Source organism: Chromatiaceae bacterium (assembly GCA_024235395.1).
Lineage (GTDB): Bacteria > Pseudomonadota > Gammaproteobacteria > Chromatiales > Chromatiaceae > Thiosocius.
The window spans coordinates 571281-588659 of sequence record JACKMK010000002.1 but is presented as its reverse complement, the minus strand read 5'-3'; the positions used below and the strand labels follow the sequence as shown (position 1 = coordinate 588659).

At 64.7% G+C, this 17379-nt stretch carries 14 protein-coding genes; 7 read left to right on the top strand and 7 right to left on the bottom strand.

Annotated features, from left to right (window positions below; translation table 11 throughout):
• The first annotated feature begins 2 nt into the window (after window positions 1–2).
• From H6955_10700 to H6955_10690, 3 genes are all read left to right on the top strand, one after another.
• Window positions 3–623, top strand: a complete 621-nt coding sequence (locus H6955_10700; GenBank protein ID MCP5314021.1) for a membrane integrity-associated transporter subunit PqiC — start codon at window positions 3–5, stop codon at window positions 621–623.
• Between the two features lie 117 nt (window positions 624–740).
• Complete coding sequence (locus tag H6955_10695; GenBank protein ID MCP5314020.1) at window positions 741–2534, top strand: AAA family ATPase; 1794 nt, start codon at window positions 741–743, stop codon at window positions 2532–2534.
• A gap of 4 nt (window positions 2535–2538) precedes the next feature.
• Window positions 2539–3351 carry a general secretion pathway protein GspB gene (locus tag H6955_10690; GenBank protein MCP5314019.1) on the top strand — a complete coding sequence of 271 codons (813 nt, stop codon included), beginning with the start codon at window positions 2539–2541 and terminating at the stop codon, window positions 3349–3351.
• A gap of 27 nt (window positions 3352–3378) precedes the next feature.
• On the opposite strand, the gene H6955_10685 is transcribed toward H6955_10690, so the two are convergent.
• Window positions 3379–7668 carry a PAS domain S-box protein gene (locus H6955_10685; protein MCP5314018.1) on the bottom strand — a complete coding sequence of 1430 codons (4290 nt, stop codon included), beginning with the start codon at window positions 7666–7668 and terminating at the stop codon, window positions 3379–3381.
• A 429-nt stretch (window positions 7669–8097) separates the two neighbouring features.
• Window positions 8098–8727 (bottom strand): DNA-binding protein, encoded by a 630-nt coding sequence (locus H6955_10680; GenBank protein MCP5314017.1) that lies wholly within the window; start codon window positions 8725–8727, stop codon window positions 8098–8100.
• Window positions 8728–9277: 550 nt separating this feature from the next.
• On the opposite strand from H6955_10680, the gene H6955_10675 reads away from it, so the two are divergent.
• The 4 genes from H6955_10675 to H6955_10660 all read left to right on the top strand — a co-directional run bounded on the left by H6955_10675 (window position 9278) and on the right by H6955_10660 (window position 11927).
• Window positions 9278–9814, top strand: a complete 537-nt coding sequence (locus H6955_10675) for a YaeQ family protein (GenBank protein MCP5314016.1) — start codon at window positions 9278–9280, stop codon at window positions 9812–9814.
• A gap of 203 nt (window positions 9815–10017) precedes the next feature.
• A complete protein-coding gene (locus H6955_10670; GenBank protein ID MCP5314015.1) occupies window positions 10018–10767 on the top strand; it encodes a hypothetical protein in 750 nt (249 codons plus the stop codon).
• A 254-nt stretch (window positions 10768–11021) separates the two neighbouring features.
• Window positions 11022–11717, top strand: coding sequence for a DUF2189 domain-containing protein (locus tag H6955_10665; protein MCP5314014.1), 696 nt, complete (start codon window positions 11022–11024; stop codon window positions 11715–11717).
• A 6-nt stretch (window positions 11718–11723) separates the two neighbouring features.
• A complete protein-coding gene (locus H6955_10660) occupies window positions 11724–11927 on the top strand; it encodes a DUF2788 domain-containing protein (GenBank protein ID MCP5314013.1) in 204 nt (67 codons plus the stop codon).
• Between the two features lie 142 nt (window positions 11928–12069).
• Here the strand turns inward: H6955_10660 and H6955_10655 are convergent, their stop codons facing one another.
• The 5 genes from H6955_10655 to aceF form a co-directional block, all read right to left on the bottom strand.
• On the bottom strand, window positions 12070–12855 hold the full coding sequence (locus H6955_10655; GenBank protein MCP5314012.1) for an alpha/beta fold hydrolase: 786 nt from the start codon (window positions 12853–12855) through the stop codon (window positions 12070–12072).
• A gap of 29 nt (window positions 12856–12884) precedes the next feature.
• Complete coding sequence (gene can, locus H6955_10650) at window positions 12885–13490, bottom strand: carbonate dehydratase (protein ID MCP5314011.1); 606 nt, start codon at window positions 13488–13490, stop codon at window positions 12885–12887.
• 13 nt (window positions 13491–13503) lie between these two features.
• Window positions 13504–13857 (bottom strand): DMT family protein, encoded by a 354-nt coding sequence (locus H6955_10645; GenBank protein MCP5314010.1) that lies wholly within the window; start codon window positions 13855–13857, stop codon window positions 13504–13506.
• A 128-nt stretch (window positions 13858–13985) separates the two neighbouring features.
• A complete protein-coding gene (gene lpdA, locus H6955_10640) occupies window positions 13986–15419 on the bottom strand; it encodes a dihydrolipoyl dehydrogenase (GenBank protein MCP5314009.1) in 1434 nt (477 codons plus the stop codon).
• Between the two features lie 233 nt (window positions 15420–15652).
• Window positions 15653–17338 (bottom strand): dihydrolipoyllysine-residue acetyltransferase, encoded by a 1686-nt coding sequence (gene aceF, locus H6955_10635; GenBank protein ID MCP5314008.1) that lies wholly within the window; start codon window positions 17336–17338, stop codon window positions 15653–15655.
• Between the last annotated feature and the right edge of the window lie 41 nt (window positions 17339–17379).

Below are 17379 nucleotides of genomic sequence, written 5' to 3'. Positions count from 1 at the left end.
GCATGTCCGTATGGCGTCCATTGTCCATCGGCGTGCTGGCCATCGTGTCGGCGGCCTGCAATCCCCTGCTCCTGCAGCAGCCGGACGAACCGCTGGAACATACCTATCTGCTCGAGTGGAATGGCGATGAGCCGGCCCCTTCGATCGTTGCCTCCGGTCCGGTCCTGCTGGTCAGCCCGGTGCTCGCGGCGCCCGGTTACGACGGCTCCGACATGGCCTACATGCGCCACCCACACGAGCTCGAATACTTCGCCAATCACCGTTGGGTGGATGCGCCGGCACGGATGCTCGATCCGCTGCTGGTGCGCGCGGCGGCGCAAAGCGGCCTGTTCCGCAGCGTGGTCACCGCGGGCAGCGGTGCGCGCGTCGACATGCGATTGGAGAGCAGACTGATGCAGCTCGTGCAGCGGTGCAGCCTGCAGCCGAGCGAACTGCGGCTGGTCCTGCGGGTCACCCTGATCGACGTTCCCAATGCCCGGATCATCGCCACCTCGACACTGGATGTCAGCGAACCGATCGGCGAACGCACGCCCCTCGCCGGCGTCGAGGCGGCCAACCGCGCACTGGACGCGCTGCTGTCCCGGCTGCAGGCGTTTCTAGCCGAACAGGTCGGAAAGGCCTGACCGGCGTTCCCGGACGCCACCGACGCGCGAGCACGGGTGCGATCCGCATCCCGCCGGTCGCGGTCTGCGGTTGCCGGCATAATAGCGAGCGGGTTCGGACAGGCGAGACGGTGGAGCATGTACAACAGGCACTTCGGGCTGTCGCGACAACCGTTCTCGATCGCGCCGAACCCCCGTTTCCTGTACATGAGCCCGCAGCATCGCGAGGCGCTGGCCCACCTCGTGTACGGCGTGCGCAACAGGGACGGCTTCGTGCAGCTGACCGGCGAGGTCGGCACCGGAAAGACGACGATCTGCCGCTGCCTCGTGGAACGCCTGCCGCAGGGGGTCGAGGTCGCGCTGATCCTGAACCCGCGCATCTCGGCGCTGGAACTGGTTGCGAGCCTGTGCGACGAACTGAAGATCCCCTACCCGAAAGACACCACCAGCATCAAGGTGCTGACCGACGCGCTCAATACCTACCTGCTCGCGAACCACGCCGCCGGCAGGCGTACGGTACTGATCATCGACGAGGCGCAGTGCCTGAGCGCCGAGACGCTGGAGCAGGTGCGCCTGCTGACCAACCTCGAGACCTCGAACGCGAAGCTGCTGCAGATCATCCTGGTGGGACAGCCGGAGCTGCGTGAGCTGCTCGCGCGCGACGACCTGCGCCAGCTTGCACAGCGCATCACCGCACGCTTCCACCTGCAGCCGATCTCGCGCGCCGAGACGGCCGCCTACATCCGCCACCGCCTGCGGCTCGCCGGTTCTGACAAAGCGGTGTTCGACGAGCGCGCGATCGACCTGATCCACCGCCTCGCAAAGGGGGTGCCGCGGTTGATCAACGTCCTGTGCGACCGCGCGATGCTCGGCGCCTTCGCCGAGGGCAGGCACGCGATCGACCCCAGGATCGTGCGCAGAGCGGCCACCGAGGTGTTGCCGATGGCGGGTCAAGACCAGGCCCGGCGGTCGCCACGATACCTCGGCAAGGCGTTGACGCTGTTGCTCGGTCTTGGCCTCGTGCTGGGGCTCGGGTATTACCTGTCTCCGCCGGGCGGCTCACCGATCAGCGGTCTCACGCCCGTCCCGCTCGCGGAACCGGTCCTGCCCCCGTCACCGCCGGGACGGACCGGCGAGGCGCCGGCACTTCCACCCTCCCCGCCGGCATCCGCATCCATCCCATCGGGCCCGCCGGCAGCGGCGCCGGCGGCGTCAGAGACAGCCGAGTCGGTCGACGTCATGCCGGAGGCCACACCCGAGCCTGCAATGCCGGCCGAACCGATACCCGAGCCGTCGCTCGCCGAGCACCTGGACACCGCCGGGAGCACTGCCGCAGCGCGTGCCTGGGCAGGGCTATACCGACTGTGGGGTTACGATTCGGCGGCGGCGACCGACGAACAGGCCTGCGCACAGGCACCCGGTGGCGGCCTGAGCTGCCTGCAGGGGGCCGGGAGCTGGGGCCTGTTGCGTCGTTTCGATCGACCGGCGGTGCTGCTGCTGCAGGCAGACGACGGACGGACGGTCGCGGTGGTGCTGCTCCGGATCGATGGCGACCGGGTCGCCGTCGAGGTCGACGGCGAGGCGCTCTGGATCCCGGCGGGCGAGATCGAGAGCCGGTGGTACGGCGCCTACCGCCTGCTGTGGAAAACGCCGCCGTCCGGCAACCTGGTGCTGCGGCCGGGGATGCGCGGTGCGGGTGTGCGCTGGCTGCGCGAACGGGTCGCCAAGGCGAACTACCCGGCAGATGCCGCCACGGCGGACCCCGCACTTTACGATGAGTCGCTCAAGGTCGCGGTGGAGGCGCTGCAGCGTGCGCATGGCCTGGTCGCCGACGGCATCGCGGGCGCCCATACGTTCATCGTGCTGAACAACCTCGTCGCCGATCCGGAGATCCCGTATCTCGTCGGCGCCGCAACGGCCGCGTCGGAGTGAGCGCATGTCGTACATCCTCGAGGCACTGAAGAAGGCGGAACGGGAGCGCGAACTCGGTAGGGTTCCGGGGATCGGCAGCCCGCACGAGACGCCGCCACCACGGCCGCCGCGACGCTGGCCCTGGGTGCTCGCCGGCGTGCTGTTGTTGAATGCCCTGGTCGTCGCCGGGCTGTGGTGGCGCGGCCTGCAGGGGAGCGGCGACGGCATCGCCCCGACCTCGACACCGGCGGCACAGCTCGAGCAAGAGATCCAGGCGCCGGTCGTCGAGCCGCGCGGCGAACCGGAAAACGCAGGTGTGCCCGCCGCGGATCCCGTGTTGCCGCCACCCGTGCCCGCGCGGCGCCCCCTGCGGCCGCTGCCACTGCCCGAGCCTCTGCCGGTACCGCCATCGCCGCCCAGCGGATCCGCGCTCGCCGAGGAACCACCCCGGCCCGCGCCGGACCCGTTGCCCGCGTTGCCGCTGCCGGACCCGTCACCGGCCCCCACTCCGGTATCCGCCGCCCCGTCGCCGCCCACGCGCCCCGACCCGGTCGAGTCAGCGACGGCCGGCAACCCGCCGGCACAGTCCGAACCGGCCTGGAAGAGCCTGCCAGTGTGGCCGCGGGTTCCCGACGGGATCTATCGACAGGTTCAGGGTCGGCTGGCCGTGAACGCGCACGTCTACCACGAGCAACCGGCGGGCCGATTCGTGCTGCTCAACATGAAGAAATACCGCGAGGGCGAGCGCATCGTCGAGGGGCCCTATCTCGAGGAGATCACCCGGGAAGGTGTGGTCCTTGCCGTGCCGGGCGGGCGTTTTCGCGTCAAGGCACGTTGAGGGTCTGGGTGTCGCCGGGCGAACGCCTCAGCCGGCGTCGGTCGCACCGGTGTCGAAAGGCAACGGATGTCCCAGGGCGAAACCCTGCGCATAGTCGACACCCAGCGACCGCAGGGTATCGACGATGGCATCGCTGTGCGCGTATTCCCCGATGGTCTGGATCCCCAGGTTGTGCGCGAGCTGGTTGACCGCCTCCACGATGGCGTGATTGCCGGGGTCCCGATCGACGTCGCAGACGAAGCCGCCGTCGATCTTGAGAAAATCGACCGGGAGCAGTTTCAGGTAGCGGAGGGACGAAAGGCCGCTGCCGAAATCGTCGAGTGCCACCTGGCATCCCAGCTCATGCAGTTCGAACAGCAGGCGCCCGGCGCGAGACAGGTCGTGTATCGCCGCCGTCTCGGTGATCTCGAAACAGACCCTGCCCGGCGGCAGGCACCATTCGTCGAACTGGCGTCTCACGTAGTCGAGGAACGATTCGTCGTTCAGTGAATTGCCGGACAGATTGATGGAGATCCTGCCGTCGCGCGGCGCCAGGACATCGCCATAGTTGCGGAATGCCGTTCGAACCACCCACCGGTCCAGGTCGGTCATCAGCCCGAACCGCTCGGCGGCGGGTATGAAGGCACCGGGCAGCACAAGTTCACCGTCACCGTCCTGCAGCCTGAGGAGCAGCTCGTAGTGGACGGGTACGCCCACGGCGTCCTGAAGCGGGACTATCGGCTGGCAGAAAAGACGAAAGCGGTCCATTTCCAGCGCGTCCCGCAACCCGGCGGCCTGCAGGATCTCGCCGTGGCGCAGTGCCGGAGCGCCATCGTTTCCATCGTAGACATGCACGCGGTTGCGGCCCAGGTCCTTCGCGGTATAGCAGGCCACATCCGCCTGGCTGAGCAGACCGGCGACGCCTTCCGACTCCCGGTTTATCGGCGTCACGCCCACGCTGGCACCGATCTGGAATCCCTTTCCCTGCCAGACGAACCGATATTCACGGATCGCATTGACGACCGCGCCGGCAATCGACACGGCCCGCTCCAGTGGACAGTTGTCCAGCAACAGGCCGAATTCGTCCCCGCCCAACCGGGCCAAGGTATCGCGGTCGCGGAAGGTGCGCTCGAGCAGTGCCTTGATCTGCCTGAGCAGCTCATCGCCCGCCTCGTGGCCGGCGGCGTCGTTGACGATCTTGAACTGGTCGAGATCGATGTAGCAGAGCGCGTGTTGGGCGCCGAATTTGAGCGCGCTCCCCAGGGCATGTCGCAACCGCTCCTCGAACTCCCTGCGGTTGATCAAACCGGTCAGTGGGTCGTGGGTCGCATCGTAGGCCATCTTCCGGGTCAGACGGCGTATTTCGCTGACGTCGTGAAAGACCAGCACGGCGCCCAGTATCCTGCCGTCCGCCTGTCGGATGGGGGCCGCAGACTCATCGATGTCGTACTGCCGACCGTCGCGCCCGCTGAGGACGGTGTTGCGGACCAGGTCGATGACCCTGCCCTCGCGCAGACAGCGCGTCACCAGGTTGTCGACGGCCTGCCCGCTTTGTTCGTCGTGGATCTTGAATATCTCGTCCAGCGGGCGTCCGCCCGCCTCCGCCAGGGGCCAGCCGACAAGCTGCTCGGCCACCGGATTCAGGTACTCGACTCGCCCGAACTCATCCGTGGTGATGACCGCGTCGCCGATGGAATGCAACGTGACCTGGGCGCGCTCCTTCTCGGCGAACAGGGCCTCCTCGGCCCGCTTCTTCGCCGTGACGTCCCGAAACACCGCCTGCAGGGCCCGCCTGCCGTCGAGCTCGACCATGCTGGCCATGATCTCCACGTCCACCAGTTCCCCGCTCGCGGTGATGAGCTGGGCGTCCATGAGCTGGCCCTCCTGGCCGGAACGATGCGCCTCGAACGTGCGTGACACGTCCTCGAGGGTCTCCTCGGGTCGATGCAGAATCCGCTGCGGTTGGCCGATGACCTCCTCCCGCGCACGGTCGACCATGCGGCACAGTGCCGGATTGCAGTCCAGCAGTTCACCGGTTTCCGCATCGGCCACCGCGACACCATCCAGGGCCCCTTCGAACAACTGCCGGTACTTGGACTCGGAGCTGCGCAAGGCGTGTTCGGCAGCCTTCTGCCGGCTGATGTCCGTGACGACGTTCGACAGCATCACCGGCGTGCCGTCATCGTCGCGCACCAGGTAGACATTGTGGATGGTATGCACGGGTTCTCGACCCAGGGGCTTGAGCCTCATCTCGCCCGTCCAGTGGCCTTCGTCCATTACCTTCGCGATGACCTCCCGGCGCAGGTACTCCAGATCCTCCGGGAGGTAGAAATCCTCGTACGTGTGCTGGCCGGCAACCTCGAGGGAAGGGATGTTCAACAGGCGCAGCAGCGCTGGGTTCTGGTACAGGACCCGCGCATCCAGATCCGCGGTGCCGATCGCCTGGGTCGCAAAATCCACCATGCGCCGGAACATGTCCGCCTCGCGATGCGCCTGCTCCAGCGCCTCACGCTGGCGCACTCGCTCAGTGACATCGCGATAGTTGAACACCAGGGCGTCGACGCCCGGCTCGTCGAGCAGGTTGGTGATCTGACCTTCCAGACGGATACCCCTGCCGTCCGGCCTCAGTGCCTCTGCACTGATGGCCACCGGTGTTCCCGGGGCCCGCAGCGCGGCGGCAAGCGACGCCCGCATCTCGTCCTTCGATTCCGGTGAGACGAAATCGAGCAGGCTGAGCCCTTGAAGCTCATCGGGTGCGCACCCCATCACCCTGAAGGTGCTGGCACTGGCGTAGCTGATGTCACCCTGCGGGCTGACCAAGGCGATCGCGTCGGCACTGTTTTCGATCAAGGCACGGAATCGATGCTCCTGCGCCTTCATTTCCTCTTCTGCGAGCTTGCGGTCGGTGACATCCCGGATGTTCGTGACTATGGATGCCAGACTCGGATCGTCGAGCAGGTTGCGCGCGATGAACTCGACCCAGCGCCAGCCGCCGCTCCGGTGGCGCAGGCGCAACTCGGCGACCACCGGTCTCGCCGGGTCCTCGATCAATTGCGCGAGGATCTGCTCTGCGCGGTGCAGATCGTCGGGATGAACGAGATCCAACGCCCGCGTACCTACGATCTCGGCCAGCGAGTAACCCAGGGTGCGTTCCACGGCACGGTTCACGAAGGTCGCGCGCGTTTGGGCATCGACCAGCACGATCATGTCCCAACTCATGTGGATCGTGTGGCGGAACAGCTCCTCGCTGGCCCTCAGCGCCTGTTCCATGCGCATGGACTCGGTCACATCCTGAATGGTGCCGACCACGCGGGCGACCCGTCCGCTGGCGTCGCACACCGCCCTGGCGCGGCTACTGAGTACGCGGTCGACGCCATCGGGTCGCAGGATGCGCAGCTCAACGGAACCGGCATCGTCGCCACTCACCCAGCGTTCGACCTTCTCGAAGTACCGGCTGCGGTCGTCCGGGTGCATGAGTCGCCCGACCGACTCCACGGTCGGCACGAACTGCGTCGGGTCTACGCCGAAAATACGGTAGACCTCGGTCGACCAGGTGGCCCGGTCCAGTGCCACGTCATAGGTCCAGCTGCCGATATGGGCAACGCTCTGGGCCTCCTCGAGGCGTTGATTGCTCTCTTTGAGCTGATTCTCTACGCTGCGCCGCGCGGTGATGTTGCGTACCACGACGACAGTGTCATCCGAACCTGGCAGGGCGTTGATTCGTGCCTCGAACACCTGCGGACCGGCCGGTACCTCAAGCTCGTACTCGTAGCTCACGCCCTGCTCACCGTCGCGCAGGCGCTGGAGATTCTCTTCCCAGAGACGACTGACCGCGTCCGGCAGCAGTTGCTGAATCCTTCTCCCCAGAAACTCGTCGGGAGGCAGGTACAGATCCGCCGCCTCTGGCGCCTTGTAGTCGATGATGGTGCCGTCGAGGCGGATCCGAAAATAAATGTCGGGCAGCGTCTCGAAGACCGACTGCAGCTCCCCGAGTCGCTGCTCGGCCCGCCGTACGGTGGCGACCCAATCCGTGACATCGAAGATGGCGAGCAGCGCGTAGGGGGTGTCGTCACGCCGCCTGGCGGGCGTGATGCGGACTTCCTCGATGCGGGTCTGCCCGTCCGGCTTAGAGACGTCGTACCGGAAGCCGCCGGCATCGCCGTCATCGAACGCGCACCGCAACCGCTCTTCGAAACGCGGTCGCTGGCTTGCGGGCAGAAGGTTTGCGGCCGCAGCGCCCAGCACATTGCCCGGGACCACCCCATCGGTAGCCGATGCCTGGCAGACAATCCCTGCGGAGTCGACTTCGTATAGGCCGACGCGACCGATATCGGACATCCCCCCGTCATCCGGTGACATGAGGCCCGGGCCGGTAGCGAATCGCGCTTCTGTTCCAGATTTAGTCGGCATATCGGGTGTGCAGCTTTCGCCCCCGTGCGAGCCCCTTGCAATGAGGCCATGCGACGCACCCGACAGTCCCATGCAGGCTGGGCGCTCTAGCCAGATTATAGTTCGGCGAGGTTATCGAACTCTTGAGCCGAGGGTACCATCGAACGGCGAACGCCCCGGGAACTGCCTCACGCGAGCCGACAGCATCCGGCGCCGCCTGCCTGGAACCCTTGGCGCACTCCGCGCTGGGCCAGCCGGGACCGACGTCCGCCACACTGGCCGATGCAGCCGCCGCTCACGAAGATCGGCCGGGTTGACCCCGTTGCTTCCTCAACGCAGAAGAGCGTGCCGGCGGTTGACCACTGCACGAAACCCCGTCTACTCCTTCGTCACCTGGGCCTTTTCGATCATGACGGGATAGCTGTAACCCGCGCCGAAATCTCTGTTGCGCGAAAGCAGGCCCTCAACCAGCACGAGATCACCCTTGGCGAGACTCCCATGGGTGGTGACAGTCAGGTCTCCACCGGAACCATCCTGGATATGCATCCAATTGACGCCCATGATATTGGGCGTGAATTTCACGACCCTGCCACGCACCTTCAAAGGCTGTCCATCGAGGGTGGCATCTGCCGCCAGAATCTCGGCGACCGTATAGCCACCTTCGGCCTTCGGAACCCGTTCGACAGGGGTGTCGGCGGATGCGGTCATGCCGGCACTGCCCGTACCCTGTGCCGAACCGCCTGCTGTTTGCACAACGCCTTCCGGATAGATGCCGCCGACGAAATAGATCTGATCGAAACTGCGATTGAGGGTCTTGCTGGCGAAGTTGCGCATCGCCATGCCGGGGGGCACGCTGACCCGTTGGCCAACCTTGACCAGGGTCTGAGTCGCAGCGACCCATATCTTTTCACTCCCGGTATCGAGCAACACGTAAGTGTAACCTCCCGAGTCCATGGTCTCGGCCACTGTGCCATTCCAACCCTCGGCGTTGCCTGTCCTATCACTCATCATCGTGGTGTCACCACCGGATGTGGCAGCGTCGGCCGTGGCACAAGCGGCGGTTGTCGCAAGGAGCATGACCAGCGCGGAGCAAACGAGATCTGAGTTGTTCACGAGACTCTCCAATCAGTGGGAAGCAAGCCATCCGCCTGGCCAGACCTGTTGCAGGTCCCGGCAATGGCGGCGCCGATAAGCGGACAGGACCGGCGAAGCCTAACCCATCAGTGCGCCGGGAAGCACCTTTATCGTGGATGACGTCAACCGGGAATCCCGACGCCACCCATATGCGTCGTGGACCTGCCAGGACCATGCCGGCTATCCGCGGGGCACACCAGGAACCCGTTCACGCTTGCGCAGGCATATCACGTCCAGCTGGCAGCCAGGGGACATCGCACGCCGTCAGCGCACGACGACCTTGATTCCGCGCCCGCTGTTGCGCATGCTGCCACCTCATCGCCTTGAATCTAAACCCTACCCAGCTGTTGCGGTGCCCAGGTTACCGGCCAGGGGTGCCGCAGTAGCCGTCACGCAATCCACAGCCGGTCATCGACACCACACCATGGCGCTGAACGCGACGATATTTCGATGTGTACTCCAGGTTTCCGACATGGACCGCGGCTACTATCAAACCCACAGTCTGACTGTCGCCCGGCATCCGTCCGAGACGGATGAGCGCATGATGGTGCGCATACTGGCCTTCGCGCTCAACGCCGATGAACACCTGGGCTTCACCCGTGGACTCAGCCAGGACGACGAACCCGACCTATGGCAGCGCTCACTCAGCGACGACATCACGCTATGGGTCGAGATCGGACAACCGGACGAGAAACGTATCAAAAGGGGCTGCTCGAGGTCCGACCGGGTATTGGTCTATTGCTTTCAGCATCGTGCGGCCAGTGTCTGGTGGAAGCAGATCTCGCCAAAGCTCGGACGCTTCGGCCACCTGTCGGTATTCAAGCTGCCGGAGGGCGTCAGCGAACAGCTCGCAACCTTGGCGCAACGCAGCATGGAACTGCAATGCACGATCCAAGACGGCGAGATCTGGTTGTCGGATGAGAAAATCAGCGTTCATTTCCAGCTCGAACAATTGCAGTAGCGAAGCATGGCAAAGGTGGCCGGTCCGGACAGCATGGCGACAGCGTGAAGCGACATGGCTGCCACGATGCAGAGAATCGTCGACCACAGGGATCAGACCGGTCTCCAGGTAAAGATGCAATGTGGGCAAAGGCACGCAAGGCTGTGTCCCGCGACAAGGCGATATAGACTGCCGATGCCCCCTTCGCATCCCGACCACCGAAGATGGCTGTAATCTGGGCCAAGACCGTCAACGACACGCACTTCGAGGTACGGCGCGCGGGGCGTTCCGTGCGCCTCTACACCAACGGCGTGTTTCACAGCCAATACAACCCGGCCAACCCTGTCACAGCGACAGTGTGGAACCTGTTGTTGTTGCCGGCGTTCTTCCGCCCTGCCGGTGCGATCCGGCGGGTACTGGTCCTGGGCGTCGGTGGCGGCGCCGTGATCCGTCTACTGGATCGCTTCGTAGCGCCGGGGCACATCATCGGCGTGGACCTCAACGCTACCCACCTGTATGTCGCGCGGCGTTTTTTCGGCATTACCCAGACGGTCGCCGACCTGGTCGAGGCCGATGCGGTGGACTGGTTGCACCGATACAGCGGGCCGAGATTCGATCTGATCATCGACGATCTGTTCGGCGAGCAGGGTGGCGAACCCGTACGTACCGTTGCGGCCGACCGCGACTGGCTCGGGATACTCTCCAGAAACCTTGCCGAAGACGGTGTACTGGTGATGAATTTCGTCGGCACCCGCATGCTGCGTGAGACGTGCCGCACGCTGCACCACGCCGGGCCGGGGCATTCTGCCAGCGCATTCCGTTTGAGCCTGCCGGGATATGAGAACGCAGTGGGCGCATTCATCAGACAGCCGGCGGAGGCGAGGCATCTGCGTGAGCGACTGCGCGCCACGGGGCTTCCGGACGGAATGCGACTGAGCCGGCTGCCATTTCGCATCCAGCGGATCCCGCTCTGAGCCCGGCGAGTATCCCACCGGGATCTGAACGATCGGCGAACGGCGGCCGGACCTTGCTGCATCGACCAGGCCTGCCACCGCCCTCCGCTTGTCTGCATCGGCCAGGCATGCCAGCATCGGGCGAACGATAACCTGGTACCGAACGCTGCATGATTACCCGATCCATTCAATCAGCCGTACCGGTGGAGCTCCCGCCCGTTCACCAGCTACCGCCCGCAACGGTCTTTCGCTGGCTGAATCGCGGTTGGCAGGACATGCGCCGGACGGGTTCACCGAGTCTGCTACACGGGCTGATCGTCGCATTGGTGAGTATCGCGATTGTCGCCCTGACGTTGTTGCGCTGGGAACTGGTGATCATCGCCGCATCGTGCTTCCTGATCACAGGACCCTTTCTCGCTACGGGCCTGTACGCACTCAGCCGCGACCTCGAGCAGGGCGGCAGACCAACCGTCGCGCACGCCGTCGACGCCTGGCGTCATGCGAGCAGGTGCCTGTTCCGGTTCGGCCTGCTATTGGTGTTGGTGTGCTGCCTCTGGGTCGCGCTGTCGCTGGCGTTGTTTTACCTGTTCGTCAACGTGCGTATCGCCGATCCCGCCGACTTTCTACGCTACGTGCTCACCCAGCATGACGGCCTGTTCACGCTGTGGAGCATCCTGGGTGGCATGGTCGCCGCCGTGGTGTTTGGCATCACTGTGATCGCGATGCCGCTGATGGTCGATCGCGACGTCGATACCTGGTTTGCGATCCGCGCGAGCGTGCGCGCGGTCGGCGAGAACCCGACCACCATGGTCTTGTGGGCGATGGTAATCCTGTTGACGACCGGTATCGCCTGCGCCACCCTGATGCTGGGCTTTATCGTGCTCTACCCGGTGATGGGTCACGCCTCGTGGCACGTCTATCGCGATCTGGTGGATGCCTCGGCACTGCCCAGCCATACGACGGCGGAGTAGTGCGGTATGACGCTCACCGAGGAACAGATCGCCGACTGGGGCCTCACCTGGGGCCTGACCTTCCTGATCGGCTTCATGCTGTTCATCATCTGGGACCTCGCGCGCAAGTCCAAAGCCGGCAAGTTCGGCACCTTCGTGCTGTTCTTCGTGCTCGCCTTCGGCATGCTCGGATTCATCGTCAAGAACGTCCTGCAGTGGTTCATGGAATGAAAGGCCCGGCGGGTCAGCCGTCGCGCCAAACGCGCAACGGGTCATGCCTGACGCGTCCCTGACGCGGACGGGCTCCGAACTACCAGGCACATGGGGTGGCAACAACGGGTTTCGTGCCCGCTGCGACACCGGAAGCGGCAGGTCAGCCCTGGCGGCTGTCTGTGAGAAAGGCTTGGAGGCAATCCGCGAAGCCAAGCGGCTGGTCGGCATAGACCCAGTGGCCGGCGCCGGCAACCGGGCACATCACGGCGTTTGGAAAGTAACGGCGTATCGCTTCCTCGTAGTCTGGCTGCACATAGTCCGAAAGGGCTCCGTGGATAAACCAGGTTACGCCGGCATAGCGGGCGCCCGCATGTTCGGGAAACCCAGTGATCGTGGCCTGCGACTGCTCGAGCGCATCCAGATTGAGCCGCCAGTGCCAGGCATCCGGCCCCTTGACCAGATTCTGCAACAGGAACGCGCGCACACCGTCACCGAGTCCGCCCTTGGCCATCTGGCGGTCGGCATCGGCACGACTCTGCAGCCGTGCCAGGTCAACAGCACGAAAGGTGGCAAATACCGCATCAAAGTTGTGTCGGTACTGGACCGGTGAGATGTCGACGACGGCCAGGCGCTCGACCCGTTCGGGGTGGTTGAGCGCAAGGTACATCGCGACCTTGCCGCCCATGCTGTGACCCACCAGTATGGTTTGCGTCAGACCGCTGCTGTCCAGCAATGCCATCATGTCTGCGGCCATTGCCGGATAGCTGTGTTCAGGTACGTGCGGCGACTGCCCATGGTTTCGCAGATCGGGCACGATCACGTGGTAATCGCCGGACAGGGTACGCGCGACCGAGCCCCAGTTGGTGGCCGCCCCGAACAGCCCGTGCAACAGCACGATGGTCGGTCGGCCAGCGTCGCCATAGGTCTTGAACTTGAGATCGAGCATCGGTCCGCAATCGGCTCAAAGGCGCCGGGCTAGCGCGCAGGCAGCTCGGTAATGTCGTCGACCAGGCTCTTCAGAATGCCGTCGCGGATACCGTAGATCCAACCGTGCACGGTCAAGTCCGCACCGCGCTGCCAGGCATTCTTGACGATCGTGGTGTTACACACATTGGTCACCTGCTCGATGACGTTGAGTTCGCACAGTGCGTCGGCCCGCTGATCCGGCTCGAGTGCGGCCAGGCGGTCCGCATTGAAGCGACCGACGTCCTTGATATGCCGCAACCAGTTGTCGATCAGGCCATGATCACCGTCTTCGAGCGCCGCCCGGACACCGCCACATCCGTAGTGACCACAGACAATGATATGTCTGACCTTGAGCACCTCGACCGCGAACTGGATCACCGACAGACAGTTGAGGTCGGTATGCACGACCACATTGGCGATGTTGCGATGAACGAACACCTCCCCGGGCGGCAGATTGATGATCTCGTTGGCCGGCACTCGGCTGTCGGAACAACCGATCCACAGGTAGTCGGGTGCCTGCTGCTTGCACAGTCGTGTGAAGAACTCGGGATCACGCTCCTTGACGCTGTTCGCCCAGGCCCGGTTGTTGTCGAACAGATGTTGCAGCGTCTTCAAGATCCTTCACACCTCATGCGCCAAACCTGCCCCGGAACATGAAATATACAGCGCCGAGCAAACACAGACCTGACCAAAGATAATCGATCTTCAGCGGTTCCTTCAGATACCACACCGAGAACGGAACGAACACGCTCAGTGTGATCACTTCTTGCAGGATCTTGAGTTGCCCCACGCTGAGCGCCGTGTATCCCACACGGTTCGCCGGCACCTGCAGCAGGTATTCGAACAGCGCAATGCCCCAACTGACCAATGCAGCGATCAGCCAGGGCCGGTTGTTGAGTTCCTTCAGATGCGCATACCACGCGAATGTCATGAACACGTTGCTGCACACCAGCAGACTGACCGAGACGACGATCGGATTCACACCGCCTCCCGCTTTTGAACGGACGAACGGGCTGCGATTCTAAGCGTCGGCCGGCGCGCTGTGAATACGGCGCGCGCGGGCGGCGCCCAACGCGACCGACCGCGATACGCTGCGGCGTCGTGTCGGCGTCAGCGTTTCTTCGGCGGCATCAGGTCGGTGATAGAGCCCTCGGCCATCTCGGCGGCAAAACAGATGGTCTCGTTGAGTGTCGGATGGGGATGGATCGTCAGCCCGATGTCCTCGGCGTCCGCGCCCATCTCCAGCGCGAGCACCGTCTCGCCGATCAGTTCGCCCGCGTTTCGGCCGACGATGCCGGCCCCGAGCAGACGCTTGCTCTTCGCATCGAAGATCAGCTTGGTCATGCCCTCTTCGCGACCGATGCCGAGTGCACGACCGGAGGCAGCCCACGGGAACACGCCTTTCTCGACAGCGATACCCTTGTCCTTGGCTTCGGTTTCGGTGAGCCCCATCCACGCGACCTCGGGATCGGTGTAGGCGACCGACGGGATCGTCATCGGATCGAACAGCGCCGGCAGGCCGGCGATCACCTCGGCAGCCACCTTGGCTTCGTGGGTCGCCTTGTGCGCCAGCATCGGGTTGCCGACCACGTCGCCGATCGCGTAGATGTGCGGGACATTGGTGCGCATGTGTGCGTCGGTGGGAATGAACCCGCGCTCGTCGACGTTGACACCCGCAGCCTCTGCATTGATCAGTTTGCCGTTCGGTGTCCGCCCGACCGCGACCAGCACCCGGTCGTACAGTTTGGCCGCCGGTGCCTTGTCGCCCTCGAAAGTCACCTTGAGGCCGTTCTTCTGCGCCTTGATGTCGCTGACCTTGGTCTTCAGCAGGATGCTGTCGACCTTGCCCTCGAGGCGTTTCTGCAGCGGCCGGATGAGGTCGCGATCACATCCCGGGATCAGTCCGTCCTGCAGCTCGACGATATCGATCTGACTGCCGAGCGTCGCATACACGGTCGCCATCTCCAGGCCGATGATGCCGCCACCGATGATCAGCATGGTCTTCGGGACATCGGCCAGCGCCAGCGCGCCGGTGGAATCGATCAGCCGCGGATCATCGTTCGGAAAACCGGGAATCTGCACCGCCCGTGAACCACAGGCGATGATGCAGTGCTCGAACTCGATGCGTGTCAGGCCGTCGGCGGTCTGCACCTCGACGTGTTGCGGGTCTGCGAATCGTCCGACACCGGTGACCACCTGCACCTTGCGCTGTTTCGCCAGCGCGGCCAGACCGCCGGTGAGCTTGCCGACCACCTTGTCCTTGCCGGCGCGCAGCTTGTCGAGATCGATCTTCGGTTGCGTATAACGCACCCCCATGTGTTCCAGCTCGGCAACCTCGTTGATCACCTCGGCGGTATGCAGCAGCGCCTTCGACGGAATGCAGCCGACATTGAGGCAGACGCCACCGAGGCTTGCGTAGCGTTCGATCAACACCACCTGTTTGCCGAGATCGGCCGCGCGGAAAGCAGCCGTGTAACCACCCGGTCCGGCGCCCAGCACCACGACCTGGGTGCGGATGTCCGCAATTCCGCGTTGCTCGCTCATACTCGCTCCTCCAGCAGATTCGATTCCGAACTCGGGTCTGTACGCCGTGCCACCGCACGGCGCGACAACCACCGCGGCATTAAGACAGTAAAACCGCGGCCGCGCACGTCGGCCGCGTCAATGTTGTGCATTGCCTGCGACCGTCTTCGGCGTGGGCCGGAAGCGGCGCTCCGGCCACGCGGATCTGACAGGCCCCGGCCATGCCCAAGCCCATTCCACGCTCCCGTGACTGTTTACAACAACAGGCGGCGGATATCACCCAGCAGGGTCCCGAGATAGGTCGTGAATCGCACGCCCTCGGCACCGTCGATCACGCGGTGGTCGTACGACAGACTGAACGGCATGACCAGCCGCGGCACGAATTCACGGCCGTCCCAGCGCGGTTGCATCTCGGCGCGCGAAACCCCGAGGATCGCCACTTCCGGGGCGTTCACGATCGGGGTGAACTGGGTGCCGCCGATACCGCCCAGGCTGGAGATCGAGATGCACCCACCCTGCATGTCGCCGGGCGCGAGCTTGCCGGCCCGCGCCTTCGCGCTCATCTCGCCGAGATCGCGTGCCAGATCGAAGACACCCTTCTTGTCGACGTCGCGGATCACCGGCACCACGAGTCCGTTCGGGGTGTCGACGGCGACACCAATGTGCACGTACTTCTTCAGGACCAGGCGCTCGCCATCAGACGCCAGCGAGGCATTGAATTGCGGATAGACGGTCAGCGCCTTGCAAACGGCTTTCATCAGGAACGGCATGAAGGTCAGCTTGACCTCCGCCTTCGCTGCCTCGTCCTTCTGCGACTTGCGGAAATCCTCGAGTTCGGTGATGTCCGCCTGATCGAACTGGGTGACGTGTGGCACATTCAACCAGCTGCGATGCAGATGGGCACCGCTGAGCTTCTTGATGCGCCCGAGTTCCCGCTCCTCGACCTCGCCGAACTTGGCGAAATCCACTTCGGGCATCGTCGGCAGCTGCAAGGCACCGCCACCTGCAGCCGAAGCCGCCGGCGCCCCTTCCGCGAGGGCCCGTTTCACGAATCCCTGGACATCTTCCTTGAGAACACGCCCTTTCGGCCCCGAACCTTCCACATACGCCAGGTCCACGCCCAGTTCACGGGCGAATCGACGCACCCCGGGACTGGCGTGTGCGCGGCTGCGCGGCGCATCCGAAGGCCGGGCGGCCACGGGTCGGCGCAATTGTTCCTTTTCGCCGGCCGGCCGTTGCACCTCGGGGGCCTCGACCGGTGCCGCCACCGGCGCAGCGGCGGGCGCCTCGGGCGCCGAGGTCGCGGCGGTTGCCGCGACTGTCTCGATGGTCGCGATCAGATCGCCCTCGTTGACCTTGTCACCGACCTTCACCGCGATGGACTTCAGCACCCCGCCGAACGGCGCCGGTATCTCCATGCTGGCCTTGTCGCTCTCGAGCGTCAGCAGCGACTGCTCGGGCTCTATCGGCTCGCCGACCGTGGCCAGGATCTCGATGATCTCGACATCGTGGAAGTCGCCGATATCCGGCAGTTGCACCTCGCGGACCACCGGCTCACCACCCGCCGCCGGTGCCACGGCGGTGGGCGCCGCTTCCGGTTGGGCGGCCTGCTGTTCGGCAACCGGCGCTTCGTCGACCAACTCGGCCGCCTCGATCGGCGGTTCGGCCGCCGGCGACGACGCACCGCCCTCCACGGCGGCCGCCGGTTCCAGCAACAGGATCAGATCGCCCTCGTTGATCTTGTCACCCAACTGGACCTTGATCTCGCCGACCACTCCGGCCTGGGGCGCGGGAATCTCCATGCTGGCCTTGTCGCTTTCGAGCGTGATCAGCGGATCCTCGGCCGCGACCTGGTCGCCCGGCTTGACCAGGATTTCGATGATCTCGACGTCGTGGAAGTCGCCTATATCCGGCAGCAAAACTTCAATGATCTGTGCCACGTCTGTTTCTCCGTATCACTGTCTGAGCACGCAGTCGCCTG

Excerpts from the sequence above, each read along its gene's own strand:
- H6955_10665 (MCP5314014.1), top strand. The coding sequence starts at position 11,022 with ATGCGCCGGACGGGTTCACCGAGTCTGCTACACGGGCTGATCGTCGCA.
- H6955_10690 (MCP5314019.1), top strand. The coding sequence starts at position 2,539 with ATGTCGTACATCCTCGAGGCACTGAAGAAGGCGGAACGGGAGCGCGAA.
- H6955_10700 (MCP5314021.1), top strand. The coding sequence starts at position 3 with ATGTCCGTATGGCGTCCATTGTCCATCGGCGTGCTGGCCATCGTGTCG.
- H6955_10670 (MCP5314015.1), top strand. The coding sequence starts at position 10,018 with ATGGCTGTAATCTGGGCCAAGACCGTCAACGACACGCACTTCGAGGTA.
- H6955_10660 (MCP5314013.1), top strand. The coding sequence starts at position 11,724 with ATGACGCTCACCGAGGAACAGATCGCCGACTGGGGCCTCACCTGGGGC.
- H6955_10675 (MCP5314016.1), top strand. The coding sequence starts at position 9,278 with ATGGCGCTGAACGCGACGATATTTCGATGTGTACTCCAGGTTTCCGAC.
- H6955_10680 (MCP5314017.1), bottom strand. The coding sequence starts at position 8,727 with ATGAGTGATAGGACAGGCAACGCCGAGGGTTGGAATGGCACAGTGGCC.
- H6955_10685 (MCP5314018.1), bottom strand. The coding sequence starts at position 7,668 with ATGTCCGATATCGGTCGCGTCGGCCTATACGAAGTCGACTCCGCAGGG.
- H6955_10695 (MCP5314020.1), top strand. The coding sequence starts at position 741 with ATGTACAACAGGCACTTCGGGCTGTCGCGACAACCGTTCTCGATCGCG.
- H6955_10655 (MCP5314012.1), bottom strand. The coding sequence starts at position 12,855 with ATGCTCGATCTCAAGTTCAAGACCTATGGCGACGCTGGCCGACCGACC.
- lpdA (MCP5314009.1), bottom strand. The coding sequence starts at position 15,419 with ATGAGCGAGCAACGCGGAATTGCGGACATCCGCACCCAGGTCGTGGTG.